We start from the raw sequence: 25,168 nt of genomic DNA on the forward strand, positions 1-25,168 counted from the left end.
CGGGTGCAGCGACCCGAACGAGTGCACGAACCACAGGACTTGAGGGCACCGAGGGCATTGAGAGGGATCTGATGGGAATCGAGGAGAAGCTGCCGAGCGGCTTTCTGCTCACGAGTGTGGAGACGGCCGCGGGCTGGGTGCGCAAGGCGTCGCTCTTCCCGGCCACCTTCGGACTGGCCTGCTGCGCCATCGAGATGATGACCACCGGCGCCGGCCGCTACGACCTGGCCCGGTTCGGCATGGAGGTGTTCCGGGGCTCCCCCCGGCAGGCCGATCTGATGATCGTGGCGGGGCGGGTGAGCCAGAAGATGGCCCCGGTGCTGCGCCAGGTCTACGACCAGATGCCCAACCCGAAGTGGGTCATCTCGATGGGTGTCTGCGCCTCCTCGGGCGGGATGTTCAACAACTACGCGATCGTGCAGGGCGTCGACCACATCGTCCCGGTGGACATCTACCTGCCCGGCTGTCCGCCCCGTCCGGAGATGCTGCTGGACGCCATCCTGAAGCTGCACGACAAGATCCAGCACGAGCCGCTGGGGGCCAACCGCCGCCGGGCCGAGGAGTTGGGCGAGGCACTCGCGCTGAAGGCCACCCCGGTGAGCGAGATGCGGGGGCTGCTGCGATGAACGAACAGGTACCCGAGACCCGCCGCGAGCACCCCCGCAGGGAGATCCCGGTCGAGGTGGTCGGCCGGCGCCAGGGCATGTTCGGTGCGAAGGGCACCGGCGACACCTCCGGCTTCGGCGGCCTGACGACCCCGATCGCCCTGCCGCCCGCCGTCCAACGCCCGTACGGGGGCTGGTTCGACGAGGTTGCGGACGAGCTGGAGGGCGCCCTGGAGGAGCAGGGGCTCGACCCGGTGGACGTGATCGAGAAGACCGTTGTCGACCGCGCCGAGATCACCTTCCACATCGCCCGCGAGCACCTGCTGCGGACGGTCCGCATCCTGCGCGACGACCCGGCGCTCCGCTTCGAGCTCTGCCTCGGTGTGAGCGGCGTCCACTACCCGGGCGACCGGGGGCGCGAGCTGCACGCCGTCTACCACCTGCGCTCGATCACGCACAGTCGGCTGATCCGGCTGGAGGTCACCGCGCCGGACGCCGATCCGCGGATCCCGTCGGTGGTGAGCGTCTACCCGACCAACGACTGGCACGAGCGCGAGACCTACGACTTCTTCGGTCTGATCTTCGAGGGCCATCCCGCGCTGACCCGGATCATGATGCCGGACGACTGGCAGGGCCACCCGCAGCGCAAGGACTACCCGCTCGGCGGCATCCCCGTCGAGTACAAGGGCGCCCAGATCCCGGCGCCCGACCAGCGGAGGTCGTACAGCTGATGAGTACTCAGCATTACGAAGAGGCAGCAGGGGCGGCGGCGGCAGAGTCGGCGGAGGCCCGCGAGACCACCGAGGGCCGGGTGTTCACCGTCACCGGCGGCGACTGGGGCGAGGTGGTCGAGGCCGTCGGCCGGGCCGACGACGAACGCATCATCGTCAACATGGGCCCCCAGCACCCGTCCACCCACGGAGTGCTGCGGCTGATCCTGGAGATCGACGGCGAGACGGTGAAGGAGGCCCGCTGCGGCATCGGCTACCTGCACACCGGTATCGAGAAGAACATGGAGTTCCGCAGCTGGGTCCAGGGCACCACCTTCGTGACCCGGATGGATTACCTGACCGCGCTGTTCAACGAGACCGCCTACTGCCTGGCGGTCGAGAAGCTGCTCGGGATCACCGACGACATCCCGGAGCGGGCCACCGTCATCCGGGTCATGATGATGGAGTTCAACCGGATCGCCTCGCACCTGGTCTGCATGGCCACCGGTGGCATGGAGCTCGGCGCCACCACGGTGATGGTCTACGGGTTCCGCGACCGCGAGCTGATCCTGGACGTGTTCGAGATGGTCACCGGTCTGCGGATGAACCACGCCTACGTCCGCCCCGGCGGCGTCGCGCAGGACCTCCCGCCCGGTGCGGTGGACCAGATCCGCGAGACGGTGAAGACCCTCCGGTCCCGCGTGCACGAGTACGACAAGCTGGCCGCCAACAGTCCGGTGTACAAGGCCCGCCTGGCCGGCGTCGGGCACCTCGACCTGGCCGGCTGCCTGGCCCTTGGAGTCACCGGCCCGGTCCTGCGGTCCACCGGCCTGCCGCACGACCTGCGCAAGACCGACCCGTACTGCGGCTACGAGAACTACGACTTCGAGGTCGCGGTCGCCGAGAGCGCCGACTCCTACGGCCGCTTCCTGATCCGGCTGGAGGAGATCCGCCAGTCGCTGCGGATCATCGAGCAGTGCCTGGACCGGCTGCGCCCCGGCCCGGTCATGGTGGGCGACAAGAAGATCGCCTGGCCCGCCCAACTGGCCGTCGGCCCGGACGGGATGGGCAATTCGCTCGACCACATCCGCAAGATCATGGGCACCTCCATGGAGGCCCTGATCCACCACTTCAAGCTGGTCACCGAGGGCTTCCGGGTCCCGGTCGGGCAGGCGTACGCGGCGGTCGAGTCGTCCAAGGGCGAGCTGGGCGTGCACGTGGTGAGCGACGGCGGGACGCGGCCGTACCGGGTGCACTTCCGGGATCCGTCGTTCACCAATCTGCAATCGATGGCGGCGATGTGCGAGGGCGGCCAGGTGGCCGACGTGATCGTCGCGGTGGCCGGGATCGACCCGGTGATGGGAGGCGTGGACCGGTGAGCAATGTGGAACTCGGACTGCCGGCGCTGCCGGCCAAGCCGTACCCCGAGGAGGTGCGCACCCGCCTGGCGGCCGACGCCGCCGAGCTGATCGGCCGCTATCCGGTGGCGCGCTCCGCGCTGCTCCCGCTGCTGCACCTGGTGCAGGCCGAGGAGGGCTTCGTCAGCCCGACCGGCATCCGCTTCTGCGCAGAGCAGTTGGACCTCACCACCGCCGAGGTCACCGCCGTCGCCACCTTCTACACGATGTACCGGCGGCGGCCGGCCGGGAAGTACCACGTCGGGGTCTGCACCAACACCCTGTGCGCGGTGCTCGGCGGCGACCAGATCTTCGACGAGCTCCAGCAGCACCTCGGGATCGGCAACAACGAGACCACCGGGGACGGCGAGATCTCGATCGAGCACATCGAGTGCAACGCGGCCTGCGACTACGCCCCCGTGGTGATGGTCAACTGGGAGTTCTTCGACAACCAGACCCCGGAGAGCGCCCGGCAGCTGGTCGACCAGCTGCGCGCGGGCCGGGAGGTCCAGCCCACCCGCGGCGCCCGGCTCTGCAGCTTCAAGGAGTCCGCCCGGATCCTGGCCGGTTTCTCCGACGAGCGCCCGGGCGCCGTCGACGAGTCCGGCGCGGGCGGTGCGCCCTCGCTGGCCGGTCTGCGGCTGGCCCGGGGCGAGGCCCTCCCCGGCACCGGCGGCACCCGTGTCGTCGCACCCCGCCACGAGGGGACCGGCCACGGGACCACGGGCCACGACGCCTCCGCCAACGGGACGCCCGGCCACGACGCCTCCGCCCACGGGACGCCCGGCCATGACGCACCCGGTCACGGAACGTCCGACCACGACGAGGCCGGCCACGAAGGGACCGAAGCGTGATGACCTCCGCCGAGCCGGCCGAGAAGCTGCTCACCCCCGTGCTCTCCGCCTCCTGGGACGACAGCCGCCCCTGGACGCTGGCCACCTACCGCCGCCACGCCGGGTACGAGGGCCTGAAGGCCGCCCTCGCGATGCCCCCGGACGACGTGATCGCCCTGGTCAAGGACTCCGGCCTGCGCGGCCGCGGCGGCGCGGGCTTCCCCACCGGGATGAAGTGGCAGTTCATCCCGCAGAACGACGGCAAACCGCACTACCTGGTGGTGAACGCGGACGAGTCCGAGCCCGGTACCTGCAAGGACATCCCGCTGCTGTTCGCCAACCCGCACTCGCTGATCGAGGGCATGATCATCGCCTCGTACGCGATCCGCTGCGACCACGCGTTCATCTACCTGCGCGGCGAGGTCGTCCCGGTGCTCCGCCGGATCCAGGCCGCGGTCGCCGAGGCGTACGAAGCGGGGCTGCTCGGCAAGGACATCCTCGGCTCCGGCATCAACCTCGACATCACCGTGCACGCCGGCGCCGGCGCGTACATCTGCGGCGAGGAGACGGCGCTGCTGGACTCGCTGGAGGGGCGCCGCGGCCAGCCCCGGCTGCGCCCGCCGTTCCCGGCGATCGCCGGCCTCTACGCCTGCCCGACGGTGGTCAACAACGTCGAGTCGATCGCCTCGGTGCCGCCGATCCTGGCCCGCGGCAAGGAGTGGTTCAAGGGCCTGGGCACCGAGAAGTCCCCCGGCTTCACGCTCTACTCGCTCTCCGGCCATGTCACCAACCCCGGTCAGTACGAGGCCCCGCTCGGGATCACGCTGCGCCAGCTGCTGGACATCACCGGCGGCATCCGGGCGGGGCACCGGCTCAAGTTCTGGACCCCGGGCGGCTCGTCCACCCCGATGTTCACCGACGAGCACCTCGACGTCCCGCTGGACTACGAGGGCGTCGGCGCGGCCGGTTCGATGCTCGGCACCAAGGCGCTGCAGGTCTTCGACGAGACCACATGCGTCGTCCGGGCGGTGACCCGCTGGACGGAGTTCTACGCCCACGAGTCCTGCGGCAAGTGCACGCCGTGCCGCGAGGGCACGTACTGGCTGGTCCAGCTGCTCAAGCGGATCGAGGCCGGCGAGGGTGTGGCCGGCGATCTGGAGAAGCTGCTCGACATCGCCGACAACATCAACGGCAAGTCCTTCTGCGCCCTGGGTGACGGCGCGGCCAGCCCGATCGTCTCCTCGCTCCAGTACTTCCGGGCCGAGTACGAGCAGCACCTCACCGAGCGCCGCTGCCCGTTCGACCCGGCCGCCTCCACCGTCTGGGCCGACGGCCCCCGCCCCGGCCACCAGTCCGCCACCGAAAGGGAGGTGCACGCGTGACGATCACAGAACCAGCCACCTCCAAGGCCGCGGTCGACCTGGTCACGCTCACCATCGACGGCGTCGAAGTGCAGGTCCCCAAGGGGACGTTGGTGATCCGGGCGGCCGAGCAGGTCGGCACCCAGATCCCGCGCTTCTGCGACCACCCGCTGCTCGACCCGGCCGGCGCCTGCCGGCAGTGCATCGTCGAGGTCGAGGGCCAGCGCAAGCCGGTCGCCTCCTGCACGATCCCGGTCGCCGAGGGCATGGTGGTCCGCACGCAGGTCAGCTCGCCGGTGGCCGAGAAGGCGCAGCGCGGCGTGATGGAGCTGCTGCTGATCAACCACCCGCTGGACTGCCCGGTCTGCGACAAGGGCGGCGAGTGCCCGCTGCAGAACCAGGCGATGTCCACCGGCGAGAGCGACTCCCGCTTCGAGGGGATGAAGCGGACGTACCAGAAGCCGGTGCCGATCAGCACCCAGGTGCTGCTGGACCGCGAGCGCTGCGTGCTCTGCGCCCGCTGCACCCGCTTCTCGCAGCAGATCGCCGGGGACCCGTTCATCGACCTGGTCGAGCGCGGCGCCCTCCAGCAGGTGGGCACCGGCCAGGGCGACGACTTCGAGTCGTACTTCTCCGGCAACACCATCCAGATCTGCCCGGTCGGCGCGCTCACCTCGGCGGCTTATCGTTTCCGCTCCCGCCCGTTCGACCTGGTCTCCTCACCGAGCGTCTGCGAGCACTGCTCGGCCGGCTGCGCCCAGCGCACCGACCACCGGCGCGGCAAGGTGCTGCGCCGGCTGGCGGGGGAGGACCCGGCGGTCAACGAGGAGTGGAACTGCGACAAGGGCCGGTTCGCCTTCCGCTATGCCCAGCAGCGTGACCGGCTGACCACTCCGCTGGTCCGGGAGAACGGCGAGCTCGTCCCCGTCTCCTGGCCGGAGGCGCTGGCCCGGGCGGCCGAGGGGCTGCGCGGCGCCCGCACCGGCGTGCTGACCGGCGGCCGGGTCACCGTCGAGGACGCCTACGCCTACGCGAAGTTCGCCCGCGTGGTGCTCGGCACCAACGACGTGGACTTCCGCTCCCGCCCGCACAGCGGCGAGGAGGCGGACTTCCTGGCCGCTGTGGTCGCCGGTCGCGGTACCGACATCGACGGTGCCGGCGTCACCTACCAGGAGCTGGAGGACGCGCCGGTCGTGCTGCTCGCGGGCCTGGAGCCCGAGGAGGAGTCGCCGATCGTCTTCCTGCGGCTGCGCAAGGCCGCCCGGGCCGGCGGCCCCAAGGTCTACTCGATCGCCGCCTTCGGCTCCCGGGGCCTGACCAAGCTGCGCGGCGCGCTGCTGCCCGCCGCCCCCGGCACCGAGGCCGAGTGGTTCGCCGCCCTCGCCGCCGACGAGCCGCTGAACGACGACGCCGGCCGTGCCGCCGAGCTGCTGCACACCCCCGGCGCCGTCATCCTGGCGGGCGAGCGGCTGGCTGCGGCCCCGGGTGCGCTCACCGCCGCGCTGCGGCTGGCGCACGCCACCGGCGCCCGGCTCGCCTGGGTCCCGCGCCGGGCCGGCGAGCGCGGCGCGATCGAGGCCGGCGCCCTGCCCGGGCTGCTGCCCGGCGGCCGCCCGGTCTCCGCCCCGGCCGCCCGTGCCGAGACCGCCGCCGCCTGGGGCGTCGCCGAGCTCCCGGCCCGGATCGGCCGGGACACCGACCAGATCCTCGCGGCGGCCGCCGCCGGGGACCTCGACGCGCTGCTGGTCGGCGGCGTCGATCCGGACGACCTGCCGGATCCGGCGCTCGCCGAGGAGGCCCTGGCCGCCGTGCCGTTCGTGGTCTCGCTGGAGCTGCGCCCGTCCGCCGTCACCGCGCAGGCCGATGTGGTGCTGCCGGTCGCCGCGGTGGCCGAGAAGGCCGGCACCTTCCTGGACTGGGAGGGCCGGGTGCGGATGTTCGAGGCCGCACTCAAGCCGGACCAGCAGGTGGGCCGTCACCTCCACCCGGACGCCCGGGTGCTGAACATGCTGGCCGACGCGCTGGGCCACCGGCTGGGCCTGGCGGACGTCCGCTCGGCCCGGCTGGAGCTGGACCGGTTCGCGCCGTGGACGGGGGACCGGGCCACCGACCCGGCCGCCCACCCGGGGCTGCTGCCCCGCCCGGCCGCCGGTCAGGCGGTGCTGGCGGGCTGGCGCCTGCTGCTCGACAACGGCACGCTCCAGCAGGGTGATCCGCACCTGGCGGGCACCCGGCACCGGGCGGTCGCCCGGATCTCGCCGGCCACCGCCGAGGAGATCGGCGCCGTCGCGGCTCCGACGGCCGCGCTGCGGCTGACCGGCCCGGCCGGTTCGCTGACGCTGCCGCTGGAGATCGCCAAGGACATCCCGGACCGCACGGTCTGGATCCCGCTCAACTCCACCCCGGGCGGCGCCCACCGCGTCCTCGGCACCACCGTCGGCCACCTGGTCACCGTGGCGGCGGACACCCTCACCCCGGACACCCTCCCGGACACCCCCGGCACGGCCACCGGCACCACCACCGGCACCGCCGCCACCGCCGCTACCACCACGGGCACCACCACGACCACCGGCACCGCCACCACCACGACCACGGAGGGGGAGCAGTGAACCTCGCCGCGTACGAGACCCTCGGCTTCTTCGGCCGCGACCCCTGGTGGCTGGTGCTGCTCAAGGCGGTCTTCTGCTTCGCCTTCCTGGTCGGCACGGTGCTGATCGCGATCGTCTGGGAGCGCAAGGTCGTCGCCTGGATGCAGCTGCGCATCGGGCCCAACCGGCACGGCCCGTGGGGCACGCTGCAGTCGCTCGCGGACGGCGTGAAGCTGGCGCTCAAGGAAGACCTGGTGGTCAAGGGCGCCGACAAGGCGGTCTACATCCTGGCCCCGATCGTCTGTGCGATCCCGGCGTTCATGGCCTTCGCGGTGATCCCGTTCGGCCCGGCCGACAACGAGGTGTCGATCTTCGGCACCCGGACGCCGCTGCAGCTGACGGACTTCCCGGTGGCGCTGCTGTACATCCTGGCCACCGCCTCGGTGGGCATCTACGGCATCGTGCTGGCCGGCTGGTCCTCCGGCTCGACGTACCCGCTGCTCGGCGGGCTGCGCTCGTCCGCGCAGATGATCAGCTACGAGATCGCGATGGGCCTGTCGTTCGCGGCGGTGTTCATCTACTCGGGGTCGATGTCCACCTCGGAGATCGTCTCCTCGCAGCAGCCGACCTGGTTCGCGGTGCTGCTGCCGGTCTCCTTCATCGTCTACATCATCTCGATGGTCGGGGAGACCAACCGGGCGCCGTTCGACCTCCCGGAGGCCGAGGGCGAGCTGGTCGGCGGCTTCAACACCGAGTACTCCTCGCTGAAGTTCGCGATGTTCATGCTGGCCGAGTACGTCAACATGGTCACGGTCTCGGCGGTGGCGTCCACGCTGTTCCTCGGCGGCTGGCGGGCGCCCTGGCCGATCTCCACCTTCTGGGAGGGGGCCAACCACGGCTGGTGGCCGATGCTCTGGATCGTCCTCAAGATCCAGGTGGTGCTGTTCTTCTTCATCTGGCTGCGCGGCACCCTGCCCCGGCTCCGCTACGACCAGTTCATGAAGCTGGGCTGGAAGGTGCTGATCCCGGTCTCGCTGGTCTGGCTGGTCATGGTGGCCAGTGTCCGGGCGCTGCGGAACGAGGGCTACGGCTTCGGCGAGGTGGTGCTGTACGTCGGCGCCCCGGCCGGCGTGATCCTGCTGCTCGCCCTCGTCCGGGACGTCCTGAAGCGCAAGCCGGAGGCGGAGGCACCGCCCGGTGGCGGAGGTGGCGCCGGGCCGCAGGCGGAGGGCGCGTTCGACCCGATGGCGGGCGGGTACCCGGTGCCGCCGCTGCCCGGGCAGCAGCTGCCGCCCGTGCCGCGCCGGCGCAGTCGCGCCCCGAAGCAACTCCAGGACGCCCTCAACGGCGCCGACCATTCCGAAGGGAGCTGAACCGAGATGTCGTCCGACCAGAACGGCAGCGGCGACCGGCCAGACCGGCCCGACAAGCCTTCCGTCCTCGGGCCGGCCGCCGGCTTCGGCGTGACCTTCAAGGCCATGTTCAAGAAGCGGCTCACCGAGCAGTACCCGGAGCAGAAGAAGCCCACCGCTCCGCGCTTCCACGGCCGTCACCAGCTGAACCGGCACCCGGACGGGCTGGAGAAGTGCGTCGGCTGCGAGCTGTGCGCCTGGGCCTGCCCGGCCGACGCGATCTACGTCGAGGGCGCCGACAACCACGACGACGAGCGCTACTCGCCCGGCGAGCGGTACGGCGCGGTCTACCAGATCAACTACGCCCGCTGCATCCTCTGCGGCCTCTGCATCGAGGCCTGCCCGACCCGCGCGCTCACCATGACCAACGAGTACGAGCTCGCGGACTCCTCCCGCCAGGACCTCATCTTCACCAAGGAGCAGCTGCTGGTCGGCCTCTCCGAGGGCATGGTGGACAGCCCGCACGAGATCTTCCCGGGCACCGACGAGGGTGCCTACTACCGGGGCGAGATCACCGCGGCGGCGCCGGGGACGGTCCAGCAGGAGCGCACCGACCGGGAGAAGGAGGAGCAGTCGTGACGTCCGCCTCCCTCGCTGCCGCCCACTCCTCCCTGGCCGCCGCCACTGGTGCCGCCCACTCCTCCCTGGCCGCTGCCGCCACCGGTGCGGCGTCCACCGGAGAGGCCGTCCAGTTCTGGGTGCTCGCGGTGATCGCCGTCGGCGGCGCGCTCGGCATGCTGCTGATGCGCAAGGCCGTGCACAGCGCGCTCTGCCTGGCGGCCACCATGCTCGCCCTGGCGGTCTGTTACATGGCCGAGGGCGCCGTCTTCCTGGGCGTGGTGCAGATCGTCGTCTACACCGGCGCGATCATGATGCTCTTCCTCTTCGTGGTCATGCTGGTCGGTGTGACCAGCGCCGATTCGCTGAAGGAGCAGCTGAAGGGCCAGCGGTTCGCCGCGGTGTTCTGCGGGCTCGGCTTCGGGGTGCTGCTGATCGCGGGCATCGCCAACGCGAAGCTGGACACCTTCACCGGCCTCGCCGAGGCGAACGCCGAGGGCAACGTCCAGGGCCTGGCCCGGCTGATCTTCACCAAGTACGTCTGGGCCTTCGAGGTGACGGGCGCGCTGCTGATCACCGCGGCGATCGGCGCCATGGTGCTGACCCACCGCGAGCACGTGAAGGCGCCGAAGACCCAGCGCGAGCTGGCCGCCGAGCGGATCAGGGACAACATCCAGATCCCGCCGAAGCCGGCGCCCGGCGTGTACGCCCGGCACAACGCGGTGAACACGCCGGCCCTGCTGCCGGACGGCACGATCGCCGAGGACTCGGTGTCGGCGACGCTGCGCGACCGCGGCCAGATCCGCGACGTCAGCCAGGAGGTGATGCAGCGGATGGCCGAGCTGGAGTCCACCACCGCCGAGTGGCTGGGCCGCCCGCCGTCCGAGCGTCCGCCGGTGACCGGTCCGCGCAAGTCCCTGGAGCCGGTGCCGACCGTCCGGCCGGTGCCCGACCACGACGAGGAGGGCGCGGAGTGAACCCGGTCAACTACCTTTATCTCTCGGCCCTGTTGTTCACCATCGGCGCCTCCGGCGTGCTGATCCGGCGCAATGCGATCGTGCTGTTCATGTGCGTCGAGCTGATGCTCAACGCCTCGAACCTGGCCCTGGTCACCTTCTCCCGGCTGCACGGCAATCTGGACGGCCAGATCATCGCGTTCTTCACGATGGTGGTCGCGGCGGCCGAGGTCGTGGTCGGCCTCGCGATCATCGTCTCCATCTTCCGGACCAGGCACTCCGCTTCGGTCGACGACAGCAATCTCATGAAGCTGTAGGCGGAGGGCCTTCGGTGAACTCACTCATTCCGCTGCTCGTGGCGGCCCCGCTGGCCGGTGCTGCCCTGTTGCTGCTCGGTGGCCGGGCCTTCGACCGGTTCGGCCACTGGCTGGCCACCGCGTTGGCCGCGCTCTCCTTCGCCTTCGGTCTCGTCCTGTTCTGGGACATGCTGGGCCGCACCGCCGAGGACCGCGCCGTCACCAAGTACCTGTACACCTGGATCCCGGTGAACGGCTTCCAGGCCGACATGGCGTTCCAGCTCGACCAGCTCTCGATCACCTTCGTCCTGCTGATCACCGGCGTGGGCACGCTGATCCACCTCTACTCGGTGGGTTACATGGCGCACGACGAGCGCCGACGCCGCTTCTTCGCCTACCTGAACCTCTTCCTGGCGGCGATGCTGCTGCTGGTGCTGGCCGACAACTACCTGCTGCTGTACTTCGGCTGGGAGGGCGTCGGGCTCGCCTCGTACCTGCTGATCGGGTTCTGGCAGCACAAGCCGAGCGCCGCGACGGCCGCCAAGAAGGCGTTCCTCGTCAACCGGGTCGGTGACCTCGGCCTCTCCATCGCGATCATGCTGATGTTCGTGGAGTTCGGCTCCTTCTCCTTCGGGGCGATCCTCGGTTCGGAGGGCGCGGCCGGGGCGGCGGGGCAGGCGAGCGAGGGCAAGCTGACGGCGATCGGCCTGATGCTGCTGCTGGCGGCCTGCGGCAAGTCCGCGCAGGTGCCGCTGCAGTCCTGGCTGGGTGACGCCATGGAGGGCCCGACCCCGGTCTCGGCCCTGATCCACGCGGCCACCATGGTGACCGCGGGCGTCTACCTGATCGTCCGCTCCGGTGCCATCTTCAACCTGGCACCGGACGCCCAGACCGCCGTGGTGGTGGTCGGCGCGGTGACCCTGCTCTTCGGTGCGGTCGTCGGTTGCGCCAAGGACGACATCAAGAAGGCGCTGGCCGGCTCGACCATGTCGCAGATCGGCTACATGATCCTGGCGGCCGGTCTCGGTCCGATCGGCTACGCCTTCGCGATCATGCACCTGGTGACGCACGGCTTCTTCAAGGCGGGGCTGTTCCTCGGGGCCGGGTCGGTCATGCACGGCATGAACGACGAGGTGAACATGCGTCACTACGGCGGCCTGCGCAAGTACATGCCGATCACGTTCATCACCTTCGGCCTCGGCTACCTCGCCATCATCGGGTTCCCGGGCCTGTCCGGCTTCTTCTCCAAGGACAAGATCATCGAGGCGGCCTTCGCCAAGGGCGGCACCGAGGGCTGGATCCTCGGCCTCTGCACCCTGGTCGGCGCGGCCGTCACCGCGTTCTACATGACCCGCGTGATGATCATGACCTTCTTCGGCGAGAAGCGCTGGCAGCCCGACGCGGACGGCAACGACCCGCACCCGCACGAGTCGCCGCGCACCATGACGACGCCGATGATCCTGCTGGCCTTCGGCTCGGTCTTCGCCGGCGGGCTGTTCGTCCTGAACAGCTCCTTCGTCAACTGGCTGGAGCCGGTCACCGGGCACGAGGAGGGCCATTCGCCGCTCACCCCGCTGACGGTCACGCTGCTCGCCACGGCCTGCATGGTGCTCGGGGTCGCGGTCGCCTACCTGATGTACTGGCGCTCGCCCGTCCCCGTGGTGCCGCCGGTGGGCTCCGCGCTCACCCGCGCCGCCCGCCGGGACCTCCTCCAGGACGACTTCAACCACGCCGTCCTGGTCCGGCCCGGCTCGGCGCTCGCCGCGGCCCTGGTCTTCTTCGACAGCCGCGGCCTGGACGGCTTCGTCAACGGCCTGGCCGCCACTATCGGCGGCATCTCCAGCCGGCTGCGGCGGATCCAGAACGGCTACGTCCGCTCGTACGCGCTCTCCATGTTCGGCGGCACGCTGGTGCTGGTCGCCACGACTCTGCTGATGAGGTCCGTCTGATGGACAGGGAACACACAGACCGTCAGGGGGGCGGGGCATGAGCGCACTGCTCTCCGTGACCTGCGCCGTCCCGGCAGCCGGCGCGGTGCTCACCGCCGCCCTGCCCGCCGGGACGACCGACGCCCGGCGGCGGACCACCAAGGCCGTCGCGATCTGCGTCTCGGCCGTCACGCTGGCGCTGGCTGCCGTGGTGGCCACGCGGTTCGAGCCGGAGGGGCCCCGTTACCAGCTGACCGAGTCGTACAGCTGGATCCGCTCCTTCGGCATCAGCTTCTCGCTCGGGGTGGACGGCATCGGCGCCGTGCTGGCGCTGCTCACCGCCGTCCTCGTCCCGATCGTGATGCTGGCCTCCTGGCACGACGCCGATCCGGCGCCCGCCGCACCGGGCGCCGCCGCCGATCCCACCTTCGAGCGGCGCCGGCGGACGCAGGCCTTCTTCGCGCTGATCCTGGCGGTGGAGGCGATGGTGATCGTCTCCTTCTACGCCACCGACGTCTTCCTCTTCTACGTCTTCTTCGAAGCCATGCTGATCCCGATGTACTTCCTCATCGGCGGCTTCGGGGACCGGGCGGGCGGCCCCGACTCGGCGCGTCAGCGCTCCTACGCCGCAGTGAAGTTCCTGCTCTACAACCTGCTCGGCGGCCTGGTCATGCTGGCCGCCGTGATCGGTCTGTACGTGATCGCGCAGGACCAGGGCTTCGGCACCTTCGACCTCCCGACGCTCTCCTCGGCGGTCGCGGACGGCCGGCTGGTGATCGGCGGCACCGCCGAGAAGGCGCTGTTCCTCGGCTTCTTCTTCGCCTTCGCGGTGAAGGCACCGCTCTGGCCGCTGCACACCTGGCTGCCGAACGCGATGGGCGAGTCCACCGCCGGGACGGCCGTCCTGATCACCGCGGTGGTCGACAAGGTCGGCACCTTCGCGATGCTCCGCTTCTGCCTGGGCCTCTTCCCGGACGCCTCGAAGACCTTCGCCCCGGCGATCCTCGTCCTCTCGGTGATCGGGATCGTCTACGGCGCGCTGCTGGCGGTGGGCCAGAAGGACATCAAGCGGCTGGTCGCGTACGCGTCCATCTCGCACTTCGGCTTCATCATCATGGGCATCTTCGCGATGACCAGCCAGGGCCAGAGCGGGGCCACCCTCTACATGGTCAACCACGGCATCTCCACCGCCGCGTGGATGCTGGTGGCCGGCTTCCTGATCTCCCGCCGCGGCTCCCGGCTGATCGCCGACTACGGCGGCGTGCAGAAGGTCGCCCCGGTACTCGCGGGGACGTTCCTGGTCGGCGGTCTGGCGACCCTCTCGCTGCCCGGCCTGGCGCCGTTCGTCAGTGAGTTCCTGGTGCTGGTGGGCACGTTCACCCGGTACCCGGCGATCGGCATCGTCGCCACCTTCGGCATCGTGCTCGCCGCGCTGTACGCGCTGGTGCTCTACCAGCGCACCATGACCGGTCCGGTCAAGGAGGGGGTGCGCGGCATGCACGACCTCAAGGTGCGCGAACTCGTCGTGGTGGCACCGCTGCTGGCGCTGACGGTGCTGCTCGGCGTCTACCCGAAGCCGCTCACCGACCTCGTCAACCCGTCGGTGGACGCGACCCTGTCGCAGGTCCACCAGACCGATCCGGCGCCGGCCCACCCGGTGGCCGCCGACTCCGCAGACGCCACCTCAGGAGGTGAGCACAAGTGAGCACCACCGGTTGGCTCGCCGCCGCCGGCGGCAACACCCCGAGCATCCCGGCGCCGCATGTCGAGTACGGCCAGCTCTCCCCGATGCTGGTGGTGTTCGGCACCGCCGTGGCCGGGATCCTGCTGGAGGCCTTCCTGCCCCGCCGGCACCGGCACCGGGCGCAGGTCTGGCTGGCCCTGCTCGGGCTGGCCGGCGCGTTCACCGCCGTGGTGGTGCTCGCCTCCCAGGGCTACGGCTCGACCAAGGTGGACCTGCTGGCGATGGGTTCGGTGGCCCTCGACGGCCCCGCGCTCTTCCTGCAGGGCGTGATCCTGCTGGTCGCCGTGGTGGCCGTGCTCACCTACGCGGAGCGCAAGCTGGAGCCCAAGGCCGGCGGCGAGCCGGCGGACGCGTTCGCCCCGCAGGCCTCCGCCACCCCGGGCGGGGAGCAGGAGCGGGCGGCCGTCCGGGCGGGCTTCGCCACCAGTGAGGTCTTCCCGCTCACCATGTTCGCGGTCGGCGGCATGCTGCTCTTCCCCGCCGCCAACGACCTGCTGACCATGTTCGTCGCGCTGGAGGTCTTCTCCCTCCCGCTCTACCTGCTCTGCGCGCTGGCCCGGCGCCGCCGGCTGCTCTCCCAGGAGGCGGCGGTCAAGTACTTCCTGCTCGGCGCCTTCGCCTCGGCGTTCTTCCTGTTCGGCACCGCCCTGCTCTACGGGTACGCGGGCAGCGTCCGGCTGGGCGACATCGCGGACGTCATCTCCGGCAAGGCCCTGGCCACGCCGGCGCTGCTCTCCACCACGCAGAACGACGCGCTGCTGCTGATCGGCCTGGCGCTGCTCTCGGTCGGCCTGCTGTTCAAGGTCGGCGCGGTGCCGTTCCACTCCTGGACCCCGGACGTGTACCAGGGCGCGCCGACCCCGGTGACGGGCTTCATGGCGGCCGCGACCAAGGTGGCCGCGTTCGGCGCCCTGCTGCGGCTGTTCTACGTGGCCTTCCCCGGCCTGCGGCTGGACTGGCGGCCGGTGCTCTGGGGCGTGGCGATCCTGACCATGGTGGTCGGCGCGGTGCTGGCCGTCACCCAGCAGGACGTGAAGCGGCTGCTCGCCTACTCCTCGATCGCGCACGCCGGGTTCATCCTGACCGGCGTGATCGCCACCAACAAGCAGGGCCTCGGCTCGGTGCTGTTCTACCTGCTGGCGTACTCCTTCGTGACGCTCGGCGCGTTCGCCGTGGTCACCCTGGTGCGCGACTCCAAGGGGGAGGCCACCCACCTCTCCAGCTGGGCCGGGCTGGGCCGGCGCTCGCCGCTGGTCGCGGCGGTCTTCGCGCTGTTCCTGCTGGCCTTCGCGGGCATCCCGCTCACCTCGGGCTTCACCGGCAAGTTCGCGGTCTTCCAGGCCGCGGCGGCCGGCGGGGCGACCCCGCTGGTGATCGTGGGTGTGCTGAGCTCGGCGGTGGCCGCGTTCTTCTACATCCGGGTCATCGTGCTGATGTTCTTCTCCGACCCGAAGCCGGGCGGCCCGACCGTGGCCATCCCGAGCGCCTTCACGGCCACCGCGATCGGCTTCGGCGTCGTGGTGACGCTGGGCCTCGGCCTGCTCCCGCAGTACTTCCTGGACCTCGCCTCGAAGGCCTCGCTCTTCGTCCGCTGAGTCCGGGGCCGGCCACCGCCGGCGTCCGGCCCCGCCGTCCGGGCCGCGCACCTTCTCCGCGCGGCCCGGACGCGCCGCTTGCGGGCGCGTCCGCCCGCGGCGGCGCCACGTTCGAGGACACCACGTCCGGAGGCACGGTTTCCGGACGCGCAGGCTCCGGACGTGCCGCCTCCGGAGGAGCTCCCGGATCGGCCTTGACCTGCGGGTCCGGCCCGATCATGACAGGACCCGCACGCCCGTGCAGTGATCCACTCGCGACCGGATACCCTGCCTGTATGGCCAGCGGCGGCACTCAGGGACCAGGCCGCTAGATCGACCAGGGACAGAGGAGTGGTCTTCGTGACCGTCGTGGGACCCTTTGGGCTCAGCGTGCAGGACCGCGACCTGACCCGTGACGTCCAGGCCGGGATGGACGCGGTGGAGGCCGCACTCGTCGAGGCGGTGAAGAGCCCCGTCCCGTTCATCACCGTCACCGCCAGCCACCTGATGGAGGCCGGCGGCAAGCGCTTCCGCCCGCTGCTGGTGCTGCTCGCCGCCCAGTTCGGCGACGTCAACGCCCCCGGCGTGGTGCCCGCCGCCGTGGTGGTCGAGCTGACCCACCTCGCGACGCTCTACCACGACGACGTCATGGACGAGGCCCCGGTGCGCCGCGGCGCCCCGAGCGCCAACTCGCGCTGGGACAACTCGGTCGCCATCCTCACCGGCGACTTCCTCTTCTCCCGCGCCTCCCAGGTGCTCGCCGACCTCGGCCCGGAGGCCGTCCGGCTGCAGGCCGACGCGTTCGAGCGGCTCGTCACCGGGCAGATCCTGGAGACCGCCGGCCCCGGGCCGGAGGACGACCCGCTGCACCACTACCTTGAGGTGCTGGCCGGCAAGACCGGTTCGCTGATCGCCGTCTCCTGCCGGATAGGAGCACTGCTGGCCGGGGCCGAGCCGTGGGTGACGGACATCCTCACCGCCTACGGCGAGCGGATCGGGATCGCCTTCCAGCTGGCCGACGACGTGCTGGACATCGCCAGCGACGGTCACGAGTCCGGCAAGACGCCCGGCACCGACCTGCGCGAGGGCGTGCCGACCCTGCCGACCCTGCTGCTCGCACAGATCCCGGTGGACGCCGCCGACCCGGCCGACCTGCGACTGCGTGAGCTGGTCGCCGGCGACCTCGACGACGACGAGCGGCACGCCGAGGCGCTGCGGCTGTTGCGTCGTCACCCGGCGCTGGAGCTGGCCCGCCGGGAGACGCTGCGGCACGCGGAGGAGGCCCGGGCGCTGCTCGACCCGCTGCCGGAGGGCGCGGCCAAGGCCGCCCTGCAGGGCCTGTGCGACGCGGTGGCCATCCGCACGATGTGAGGCACCGGCCGAGACACCGGCCGACGTCTCGGCCGAGACGCCGGCCGACGAACAGGCTGACGAACAGGCACCGGGCCCGTCCCGGTGCCTGTTCCGGTACGTGCCCCGGTGTCCGGGCGGGGCCCGCCCCGGGGGCTGCGGGCTCGGTGTGATTGTCACCCGGCGTTCGCGCGAGTAGGGAAGACTGACCCTGTCAGCCCAACCCCGCCGCACCGCCCACCCGGAAGGCCGCCATGCTTCGCGTCGTCATCGCCGAGGACTCCGTACTGCTGCGGGAGGGCCTGACCAGGCTGCTCACCGACCGCGGCCTGGAGGTCGTGGCCGGTGTCGGGGACGGCGAGGCGCTGCTCAAGGCCGTCCACGACCTCGCCGAGGCCGGCGCGCTGCCCGACGTGGTGGTGGCCGACGTCCGGATGCCGCCGACCCACACCGACGAGGGCGTCCGCGCCTGCGTCACGCTCCGCGGCCTCTACCCGCAGCTGGGGGTCCTGGTGCTCTCGCAGTACGTGGAGCAGCAGTACGCCTCCGAGCTGCTGGCCGGTTCCACCCGCGGGGTGGGCTACCTGCTGAAGGACCGGGTCGCCGAGGTGCGCGAGTTCGTCGACGCGGTGGTCCGGGTCGCCGGGGGCGGCACCGCGCTGGACCCGGAGGTGGTGCAGCAGCTGCTCAGCCGCAGCCGCAAGGGCGACGTGCTGGCAGGGCTGACGCCGCGCGAGCGCGAGGTGCTCGGGCTGATGGCGGAGGGCCGGACCAACGCGGCGGTCGCCAAACAGCTGGTGGTCTCGGACGGCGCGGTGGAGAAGCACGTCAGCAACATCTTCCTCAAGCTGGGCCTGGCGCAGAGCTCCGAGGACCACCGCCGGGTGCTGGCGGTGCTCACCTACCTGAACTCCTAGCCCGCACCGCACGGCCCCGGGAGAACCGCCGCCGAGCAGCCCGTCGACCCGCCGTTCGGACGTCGTCCGGGCGTTCGCACAGCGCCGCCGCCGGTCCCTCGTCCGGGTGCCGTCCGGACCTCGCCCGGCACCCCGGCCGCCCCCCGCGCGCGGCGTGTCGGGGCCGGCCGGCCCGATCGGTAGGTGCCCGAACCGCCCTTTCCCCGTCCGGTATGGGACGGGGGCTCCGGGGCGTTGTAGTCGATGTGGCGGTGATTTCCCGCCGCATCGGGCAGTTCCGTCCCAGGAGATCCCCACCCGCATAGGATGCGAGAGGTGCACCAGGCGGACGGGGCACACGGCTCACGCCCGCGGCTGGTGCCCACGAGGAGGTCCGCGGCAGTGACCAGTCAGGTCGATCAGTCAGCAGCAGTGGACGGCCCGGACGGCGACGAGGGCCGCTCCGGGCCCGGTGAGGACCGCTCCGGTCCCGCCGTGCCGGGCAGTCCGCAGCCCAGACGGGCCAAGCCGATCCGCAGACTTGACCGGGTGATCATCCGCTTCGCCGGGGACTCCGGCGACGGGATGCAGCTCACCGGAGACCGGTTCACCTCGGAGACGGCGTCCTTCGGCAACGACCTCTCCACCCTGCCCAACTTCCCGGCCGAGATCCGGGCGCCCGCCGGGACGCTGCCGGGTGTCTCGTCCTTCCAGCTGCACTTCGCGGACCACGACATCCTGACGCCGGGCGACGCGCCGAACGTCCTGGTGGCGATGAATCCGGCCGCCCTCAAGGCCAATCTCGCGGACCTCCCGCGCGGCGCGGAGATCATCGTCAACACCGACGAGTTCACCAAGCGGGCGCTGGCCAAGGTCGGCTACCCGGCGGATCCGCTGGCCGACGGCTCGCTGGAGGCCTTCCACCTGCACAGGGTGCCGCTGACCACGCTCACCCTGGAGGCGCTGAAGGACAGCGGCCTGGCCCGCAAGGACGCCGAGCGGGCGAAGAACATGTTCGCCCTGGGCCTGCTCTCCTGGATGTACCACCGGCCCACGCACGGCACCGAGACCTTCCTGCGCAGCAAGTTCGCCAAGAAGCCGCAGATCGCCGAGGCCAACATCAGCGCCTTCCGGGCGGGTTGGAACTTCGGCGAGACCACCGAGACCTTCGCCGTCTCCTACGAGGTGCCACCGGCCAAGCTGCCGCCCGGCCGCTACCGCAACATCTCCGGCAACCTGGCGCTCTCCTACGGTCTGATCGCCGCCGCCGAGCGCTCCGGGCTGCCGCTCTACCTGGGCTCCTACCCGATCACCCCGGCCTCGGACATCCTGCACGAGCTCAGCAAGCACAAGAACTTCGGCGTGCGGACCTTCCAGGCCGAGGACGAGATCGCCGGCATCGGCGCGGCGCTGGGTGCGGCCTTCGGCGGCGCGCTCGGGGTGACGACCACGTCCGGCCCGGGCGTGGCGCTCAAGAGCGAGACCATCGGCCTGGCCGTCTCGCTCGAACTGCCTTTGCTGGTGGTGGACATCCAGCGCGGCGGCCCGTCCACGGGGCTGCCGACCAAGACCGAGCAGGCGGACCTGCTGCAGGCGATGTTCGGCCGCAACGGCGAGGCGCCGGTGCCGATCGTGGCCCCGGCGACCCCGGCGGAATGCTTCGACGCGGCGCTGGAGGCGGCCCGCATCGCGGTGGCCTACCGGACGCCGGTGTTCCTGCTCTCGGACGGCTACCTGGCCAACGGCTCGGAGCCCTGGCGGATCCCGGAGGTCGACGAACTTCCGGAGATCTCACCGGACTTCGCGACCGGGCCGAACCGCGAGGACGGCGCCTTCTGGCCCTACCTGCGGGATCCGCAGACGCTGGCCCGGCCGTGGGCGGTGCCCGGCACGCCCGGCCTGGAGCACCGGATCGGCGGCATCGAGAAGCAGGACGGCACGGGGAACATCTCCTACGACCCGGCCAACCACGACTTCATGGTCCGCACCCGGCAGGCCAAGGTGGACGGCATCACGGTGCCCGCCGTGGAGGTGGACGACCCGTCGGGCGAGGCACGCCTCCTCGTGCTCGGCTGGGGGTCGACGTACGGGCCGATCACCGCTGCCGTCCGCCGAATCCGCGCGGACGGCGGGCACGTCGCCCAGGCGCACCTGCGCAACCTCAACCCGTTCCCGGCCAATCTCGGTGCGGTGCTGAAGAGTTACGACAAGATCATCGTCCCCGAGATGAACCTCGGGCAGCTGGCGCTGCTGCTGCGTGCCAAGTACCTGGTGGACGCGCAGTCCTACAACCAGGTCCGCGGACTGCCGTTCAAGGCGGCGCAGCTGGCCGACGTGCTGTCGGCGGCGATCGGCAGTCTGGACGAGCCGGCGGGCGAGGAGGCCAACCGATGAGCGAGCGCTTCCCGTCGTTGAAGCTGGTCCCGAAGAGCGAGGCGCCGCAGAGCGCCAAGGACTTCAAGACGGACCAGGAGGTGCGCTGGTGCCCCGGCTGCGGCGACTACGCGATCCTGGCCGCGGTGCAGTCCTTCATGCCCGAACTGGGGATCACCCGGGAGAACACGGTCTTCGTCTCCGGGATCGGGTGTTCCTCGCGGTTCCCGTACTACATGAACACCTACGGCGTGCACTCGATCCACGGCCGCGCGCCGGCCATCGCCACCGGGCTGGCGTCCTCCCGGCAGGACCTCAGCGTCTGGGTGGTCACCGGTGACGGCGACGCGCTGTCGATCGGCGGCAACCACCTGATCCACGCGCTGCGGCGGAACGTCAATCTGAAGATCCTGCTGTTCAACAATCGGATCTACGGCCTCACCAAGGGCCAGTACTCGCCGACCAGCGAGGTCGGAAAGATCACCAAGTCCACGCCGATGGGCTCGCTGGACGCCCCGTTCAACCCGCTCTCGCTGGCGATCGGCGCGGAGGCCACCTTCGTTGCCCGCACCGTCGACTCCGACCGCCAGCACCTCCAGTCCGTGCTGCGGGCGGCGGCGGAGCACGAGGGCACGGCGCTGGTGGAGATCTACCAGAACTGCAACATCTTCAACGACGGCGCCTTCGAGGTCCTGAAGGAGCCGGGCACCCGGGACGAAGCGCTGATCCGGCTGGAGCAGGGGCAGCCGATCCGGTTCGGCGCCGACGGCACCAAGGGCGTCTTCCGCGGCGCGGACGGCGAGCTGTTCGTGGCGGCGGTGACGGCGGAGAACGAGTCGGCGCTGGTCGTCCACGACGCCCGTGCGGCCTCGCCGGCGGGCGCCTTCGCGCTCTCCCGGATCGCCGACACCGACACCCTGCACCACACGCCGATCGGTGTGCTGCGCAGCGTCCGCCGGCCGGTCTACGACGAGCTGATGGCCGCCCAGCTGGACGCCGCCACGGCCCAGCACGGCGCGGGCGAGCTGGCCGGTCTGCTGGCCGGGAGCGACGCCTGGACGGTGGACTGACCACCGCCCGCCCCGCGGTGGTGCCCCGACGGGTCGTTCCCGTTCGGGGCGCCGCCGCCGGCCGGGCCCGCCGGGCCCGCCCCGCGACGGTCGCCGTGAGGGGCCGGACTACTGCTGGACCCACTCGACCAGCTGGATGACGACCCCGTTCGGGTCGGTGACCTGGAAGAGCTTCTCGCCCCACGGCTCCTCCAGCAGGGGCATGGTGATCTCCACGCCCTCGCCGCGGAGTCGCGCCTCCTCGCCCTCCAGGCCGGTGACGTTGAAGGCGAGGATCAGCCCGGCCGCGTGCTGGTCCCGGAAGCCCTCCGGCAGCACGTCGAGGCCGCGCCGCAGGAAGATCACGTTCATTCCGGAGTCGTCCCGGCCGAGCGAGACGAAGCCGTCGGCGGCCATCTTCTCGGCGAACCCGAAGTGCTTCCGGAGGAAGGCCGAGGACGCGGTCTCGTCGTCGACGGTGAGCGAAACGGCGGCAGCGGTGACCTGCATGAGTGGTGGCCCTCTCGTCGGCAATTACCCCGTACGCAGTACACTATACACAGTACGGAGAAAAGCGCCAGGGGAATGCGCAGAGCGCTGCCGCGGCAGCGCTTGTGTTGGAGCGCTTGTGTTGGAGCGGACTCCAACTTCTACTGTCGTCGTTGTGGCCGAGGGAGAGCGTCCCGGGGCCGGAGTGCAGGACCACCCGCAACGAACAGCTGCCCCACCGGCGGCGGAAACGGACCCCTCATGAAGAACGCCGCCGCCCCCGCCCCCGCCGCCGCCCCTGCCGCTTCTGCTCGGGCCACCGCCCCCGCCGCCACCCGGCAGGAGCGGTTCGACCACGGCATGGAGGTGCTCACCCGGATCGACGGGGAGGGCGGGCGGCGGGTGATCGACGCGCTGGCGGACATCTCGCCGGAGCTGGGCCACCAGGTCGTTGCCTGGGCCTTCGGTGACGTCTACGACCGGCCGGGCCTGGCCCCGCGCGACCGGCAGCTGGTCACGCTCGGCATGCTCACCGCGCTCGGCGGCTGCGAGCCGCAGCTGGACGTGCACATCAATGCGGCGCTCAACGTCGGGCTCACGCCCGAGGAGATCGTGGAGGCACTGCTGCACTCGGCCGTCTACTGCGGCATGCCCCGCGCGCTCAACGCGACGTTCGTCGCGAAGAAGGTCTTCGGCGAGCGCGGCCTGCTGCCCGTGGGCGCGGCGGCGCAGGGCTGAGCGGCGCGGGCGCGAGGCGCGTCGTCGCGCGTCAGGAGTCGGCGTCGCCCGAATTGCGTTGGCGGGAGGATTTCGCCACGGCCTTGAAGGCCACGAGCAGCCCGTCGCGGGCGACTCCCGCGAAGAGGACGGCGACGCGCAGCCGGTAGCTGCGGGCGTACCGGGCCCGGAGGGAGCGGACGGCCCCGGCGTCCTGGCGGGGCGAGGGGTGGCGGAGCTCGTTCATGAGGGGAAGGTACCCCGATCCTGGGGGGAGGGTGCCCGGGGGCCCGGCACGCTGCCCGAGCGGACCGGCGAGGTGGGTGCGGGCGCCTGGCCGCGAGGGCCGGCGCCCGCACCCCGCTCCGCTACTTCCAGGTGATGGCGCTCTTGCCCAGGGTGTAGGGAGCGCCCCAGTACTCGCCGCCCGTCACCTTGGTGGCGGTCGGGGCGAGCGCGACGGCGCAGCCCTGGGCGGTCTGGCCGTTGGTGAAGCCCTTCGGCAGCGAGGAGCTCGGGCACTTGGGGAAGCCGCCGATGATCATCAGCTCCTGGGCCTCGCTGCCGTCCGGCAGGAGGCCCTTGATGTGGTCCACGCTGGTGAAGGACAGGTCGGTGGTGCCGGTGTTGGTGATCGAGTACCGCACGTAGTACGGGACGAAGCCCTTGACCTTGTCGCCGAGCTTCAGCGAGTCCAGGTCGCTCGGGTCGCCGGCCTCGATCGTGGTGACCGACAGGGCGATGACGCCCTTGGTGCTGCCCGAGGTGAACTGCACCTGGGCGGGCTGGCCGATCTTGAAGCTCTGCCCCGGGGTGGCGTCCGTGCCGCCGCCGGCCGCGGGGGCGGGTGCGGCCGGGGTGGTGGCCGCACCGGCGGCGGGGGCGGACGGGTTCGCCGCGGACGGGGTGGTGGGTGCGGCGGCCGGCGTGCTCGCGGCGGGCGCCGGGGTCGTCGGGGCGGCGGCCGCCGGCGGAGTGGTGACCGCCGAGTCGGCCGAGTCGTTGTCGTTGCAGGCGGTGAGAGTCAGGGCGCCGACCGCGGCGAGACTGACGAGCGTCCACATGCGGGTGCCGGCGTGGATGGTGCTCATAGGAGGTTCCCCCGTGTTCCGGGCCGTCAGGCGGCGGCCCTGCTCCCACGTTGATAGCGCGGCCGAGGGGTCGAGCGCCATGGCCTTGGGGCGGTCTTGACCCGGATGTGACGTGACCGCGTCGGGGTTGTTGACGACTCGGTACTGTCGCGCCGTTTTCACCGGGCCGCACGCGCGGATCTGCGGTGCGGTCCCGAGGGAGCGGCGGGGCGGGTTTCGGGCCCGTTGCGGGGGCGTCCCAGTGCCGTCCCGACCGGACGCTCCGCGCGCGCACCTGGCTACGGTGGTGGCCATGAGTACGGGGGGCGGGACGGCCCGGGCCGGGATAAGGCGGGTCTTGCTGACGTTACTGGGCATGGTCGTGGCGGGGGCGGTGATCTTCGTCGGAGTGGCCGCCTGGCAGTGGCACGACCTGACCACCGTCCCCCACGGGCCGGACGCGCAGGCGCTCGCGCGGTCCGCGGAGACCCGGGAGGCCCGCGACCGGGCGGTGGCGTTCGGGGCCGAGCAGACGGCGCGGCTGAGGGCGGCGGCGCCCTGGGCGGAGGTCCTGGGCGACTCGGTCGCCGACCGCTGCCACGCCGAGGCCCGGAGCGGGAGCTTCGGGGGCAAGCCCGCGTGGTCGCCGGTGCTGTGCGTGCGGACGACGGTGCTGTACGCGGCGTTCGACGGTGAGATCGAACCGCGGCTCGCCGACCTGGACGGGGCGTTGGCGGGGCTCGGCTGGAAGGCCCGGAGCGACGGCAGGAGCCTGGTGCAGCGGCTGCAGCGCATGCACAGCCCGGGGGCGGACGCGACGGCCGAGCAGACGGCGGAGGCGCTGGCCCGGCCGAACACGGTCAGCGTGGACCACGTGCCCGGCGACGGCCGGAAATCGACCGCGCTGACGGTGGGAGTCGCGGACCGCACGGGTGTTCCGCCGGTGAGCGGCAGTTGGGACAACCGGCCGTCTCTGAGTGGTCCGGACGCGAAGCCCTACCTGGACGAGGAGTCCGAGCGGGTCGTGTACCTCGACTGGCGGCGCGCGGACATCGAGGCGATCAAGGCCAAGGCCTACGCAGGCCACCGGTACCTGCTGGCGATCGGCCTGACCCAGACCTACGCCACCGGTTGCCCCGGCGCCACGTGCAATGCGGTCGGCGGAGCGCCCGGGTAGGGGAAGGCGGTGGCCGCCAACGAGGCGTTCACCGTCGCGATAACCACGGGACGCAACTCTGCGCCCTGGCAGCCCTGTTCGGCGG

General features: G+C 71.6%; 22 protein-coding genes. 19 read left to right on the top strand and 3 right to left on the bottom strand.

What is annotated here, in order from left to right:
* Positions 1-71: 71 nt before the first annotated feature.
* The 17 genes from OH807_RS23805 to OH807_RS23885 all read left to right on the top strand — a co-directional run bounded on the left by OH807_RS23805 (position 72) and on the right by OH807_RS23885 (position 21,651).
* The gene (locus OH807_RS23805; protein ID WP_406202286.1) at positions 72-626 is read left to right on the top strand and encodes a NuoB/complex I 20 kDa subunit family protein; all 555 of its coding nucleotides are present in this window, start codon (positions 72-74) and stop codon (positions 624-626) included.
* Positions 623-1,336, top strand: coding sequence for an NADH-quinone oxidoreductase subunit C (locus tag OH807_RS23810; protein WP_406202288.1), 714 nt, complete (start codon positions 623-625; stop codon positions 1,334-1,336). The genes OH807_RS23805 and OH807_RS23810 overlap by 4 nt, the downstream gene beginning before the upstream one ends.
* Positions 1,336-2,694 carry an NADH-quinone oxidoreductase subunit D gene (locus OH807_RS23815; protein WP_406202290.1) on the top strand — a complete coding sequence of 453 codons (1,359 nt, stop codon included), beginning with the start codon at positions 1,336-1,338 and terminating at the stop codon, positions 2,692-2,694. The genes OH807_RS23810 and OH807_RS23815 overlap by 1 nt, the downstream gene beginning before the upstream one ends.
* Positions 2,691-3,566: an NADH-quinone oxidoreductase subunit NuoE gene (nuoE, locus tag OH807_RS23820; RefSeq protein ID WP_406202292.1), complete on the top strand. Its 876-nt coding sequence runs from the start codon at positions 2,691-2,693 to the stop codon at positions 3,564-3,566. Before OH807_RS23815 ends, nuoE begins: the two co-directional genes overlap by 4 nt.
* Positions 3,566-4,927, top strand: coding sequence for an NADH-quinone oxidoreductase subunit NuoF (nuoF, locus tag OH807_RS23825; RefSeq protein WP_406202294.1), 1,362 nt, complete (start codon positions 3,566-3,568; stop codon positions 4,925-4,927). The genes nuoE and nuoF overlap by 1 nt, the downstream gene beginning before the upstream one ends.
* Positions 4,924-7,515 carry an NADH-quinone oxidoreductase subunit G gene (locus OH807_RS23830; RefSeq protein ID WP_406202296.1) on the top strand — a complete coding sequence of 864 codons (2,592 nt, stop codon included), beginning with the start codon at positions 4,924-4,926 and terminating at the stop codon, positions 7,513-7,515. Before nuoF ends, OH807_RS23830 begins: the two co-directional genes overlap by 4 nt.
* A complete protein-coding gene (nuoH, locus tag OH807_RS23835) occupies positions 7,512-8,867 on the top strand; it encodes an NADH-quinone oxidoreductase subunit NuoH (protein ID WP_406202298.1) in 1,356 nt (451 codons plus the stop codon). Before OH807_RS23830 ends, nuoH begins: the two co-directional genes overlap by 4 nt.
* Positions 8,868-8,873: 6 nt before the next feature.
* Positions 8,874-9,485, top strand: a complete 612-nt coding sequence (gene nuoI, locus OH807_RS23840) for an NADH-quinone oxidoreductase subunit NuoI (RefSeq protein ID WP_406202300.1) — start codon at positions 8,874-8,876, stop codon at positions 9,483-9,485.
* Between the two features lie 65 nt (positions 9,486-9,550).
* Positions 9,551-10,441 carry an NADH-quinone oxidoreductase subunit J gene (locus OH807_RS23845; RefSeq protein ID WP_406211148.1) on the top strand — a complete coding sequence of 297 codons (891 nt, stop codon included), beginning with the start codon at positions 9,551-9,553 and terminating at the stop codon, positions 10,439-10,441.
* Positions 10,438-10,737, top strand: coding sequence for an NADH-quinone oxidoreductase subunit NuoK (gene nuoK, locus OH807_RS23850; RefSeq protein WP_209412994.1), 300 nt, complete (start codon positions 10,438-10,440; stop codon positions 10,735-10,737). The genes OH807_RS23845 and nuoK overlap by 4 nt, the downstream gene beginning before the upstream one ends.
* 14 nt (positions 10,738-10,751) lie before the next feature.
* Positions 10,752-12,665: an NADH-quinone oxidoreductase subunit L gene (gene nuoL, locus OH807_RS23855; RefSeq protein WP_406202302.1), complete on the top strand. Its 1,914-nt coding sequence runs from the start codon at positions 10,752-10,754 to the stop codon at positions 12,663-12,665.
* A gap of 37 nt (positions 12,666-12,702) precedes the next feature.
* Positions 12,703-14,349: an NADH-quinone oxidoreductase subunit M gene (locus OH807_RS23860; protein ID WP_406202304.1), complete on the top strand. Its 1,647-nt coding sequence runs from the start codon at positions 12,703-12,705 to the stop codon at positions 14,347-14,349.
* Positions 14,346-15,983 (top strand): NADH-quinone oxidoreductase subunit NuoN, encoded by a 1,638-nt coding sequence (nuoN, locus tag OH807_RS23865; protein WP_406202306.1) that lies wholly within the window; start codon positions 14,346-14,348, stop codon positions 15,981-15,983. Before OH807_RS23860 ends, nuoN begins: the two co-directional genes overlap by 4 nt.
* A 339-nt stretch (positions 15,984-16,322) precedes the next feature.
* Positions 16,323-17,333 (top strand): polyprenyl synthetase family protein, encoded by a 1,011-nt coding sequence (locus OH807_RS23870; RefSeq protein WP_406202308.1) that lies wholly within the window; start codon positions 16,323-16,325, stop codon positions 17,331-17,333.
* A gap of 233 nt (positions 17,334-17,566) precedes the next feature.
* Positions 17,567-18,229, top strand: a complete 663-nt coding sequence (locus OH807_RS23875; RefSeq protein ID WP_406202310.1) for a LuxR C-terminal-related transcriptional regulator — start codon at positions 17,567-17,569, stop codon at positions 18,227-18,229.
* 381 nt (positions 18,230-18,610) lie between these two features.
* The gene (locus OH807_RS23880; protein ID WP_406202312.1) at positions 18,611-20,602 is read left to right on the top strand and encodes a 2-oxoacid:acceptor oxidoreductase subunit alpha; all 1,992 of its coding nucleotides are present in this window, start codon (positions 18,611-18,613) and stop codon (positions 20,600-20,602) included.
* Entirely contained in the window at positions 20,599-21,651 is a 1,053-nt protein-coding gene (locus tag OH807_RS23885) for a thiamine pyrophosphate-dependent enzyme (RefSeq protein ID WP_406202314.1), read from the top strand. The genes OH807_RS23880 and OH807_RS23885 overlap by 4 nt, the downstream gene beginning before the upstream one ends.
* A 108-nt stretch (positions 21,652-21,759) precedes the next feature.
* On the opposite strand, the gene OH807_RS23890 is transcribed toward OH807_RS23885, so the two are convergent.
* Positions 21,760-22,140, bottom strand: a complete 381-nt coding sequence (locus OH807_RS23890; protein ID WP_406202316.1) for a VOC family protein — start codon at positions 22,138-22,140, stop codon at positions 21,760-21,762.
* Positions 22,141-22,479: 339 nt separating this feature from the next.
* Between OH807_RS23890 and OH807_RS23895 the strand changes: the two genes are divergently transcribed.
* Entirely contained in the window at positions 22,480-22,857 is a 378-nt protein-coding gene (locus tag OH807_RS23895) for a carboxymuconolactone decarboxylase family protein (RefSeq protein WP_406211150.1), read from the top strand.
* Between the two features lie 31 nt (positions 22,858-22,888).
* On the opposite strand, the gene OH807_RS23900 is transcribed toward OH807_RS23895, so the two are convergent.
* Together OH807_RS23900 and OH807_RS23905 are read right to left on the bottom strand one after the other, a co-directional pair.
* Positions 22,889-23,083 (bottom strand): hypothetical protein, encoded by a 195-nt coding sequence (locus tag OH807_RS23900; protein WP_406202318.1) that lies wholly within the window; start codon positions 23,081-23,083, stop codon positions 22,889-22,891.
* 121 nt (positions 23,084-23,204) lie between these two features.
* Positions 23,205-23,927 carry a hypothetical protein gene (locus OH807_RS23905; RefSeq protein WP_406202320.1) on the bottom strand — a complete coding sequence of 241 codons (723 nt, stop codon included), beginning with the start codon at positions 23,925-23,927 and terminating at the stop codon, positions 23,205-23,207.
* Between the two features lie 337 nt (positions 23,928-24,264).
* Here OH807_RS23905 and OH807_RS23910 point away from each other — a divergent pair, with 337 nt between their 5' ends.
* The gene (locus OH807_RS23910; RefSeq protein WP_406202322.1) at positions 24,265-25,083 is read left to right on the top strand and encodes a hypothetical protein; all 819 of its coding nucleotides are present in this window, start codon (positions 24,265-24,267) and stop codon (positions 25,081-25,083) included.
* The last annotated feature ends 85 nt before the right edge of the window (positions 25,084-25,168 follow it).

The organism is Kitasatospora sp. NBC_01560 (assembly GCF_045208415.1).
Taxonomy (GTDB): Bacteria; Actinomycetota; Actinomycetes; order Streptomycetales; family Streptomycetaceae; genus Kitasatospora.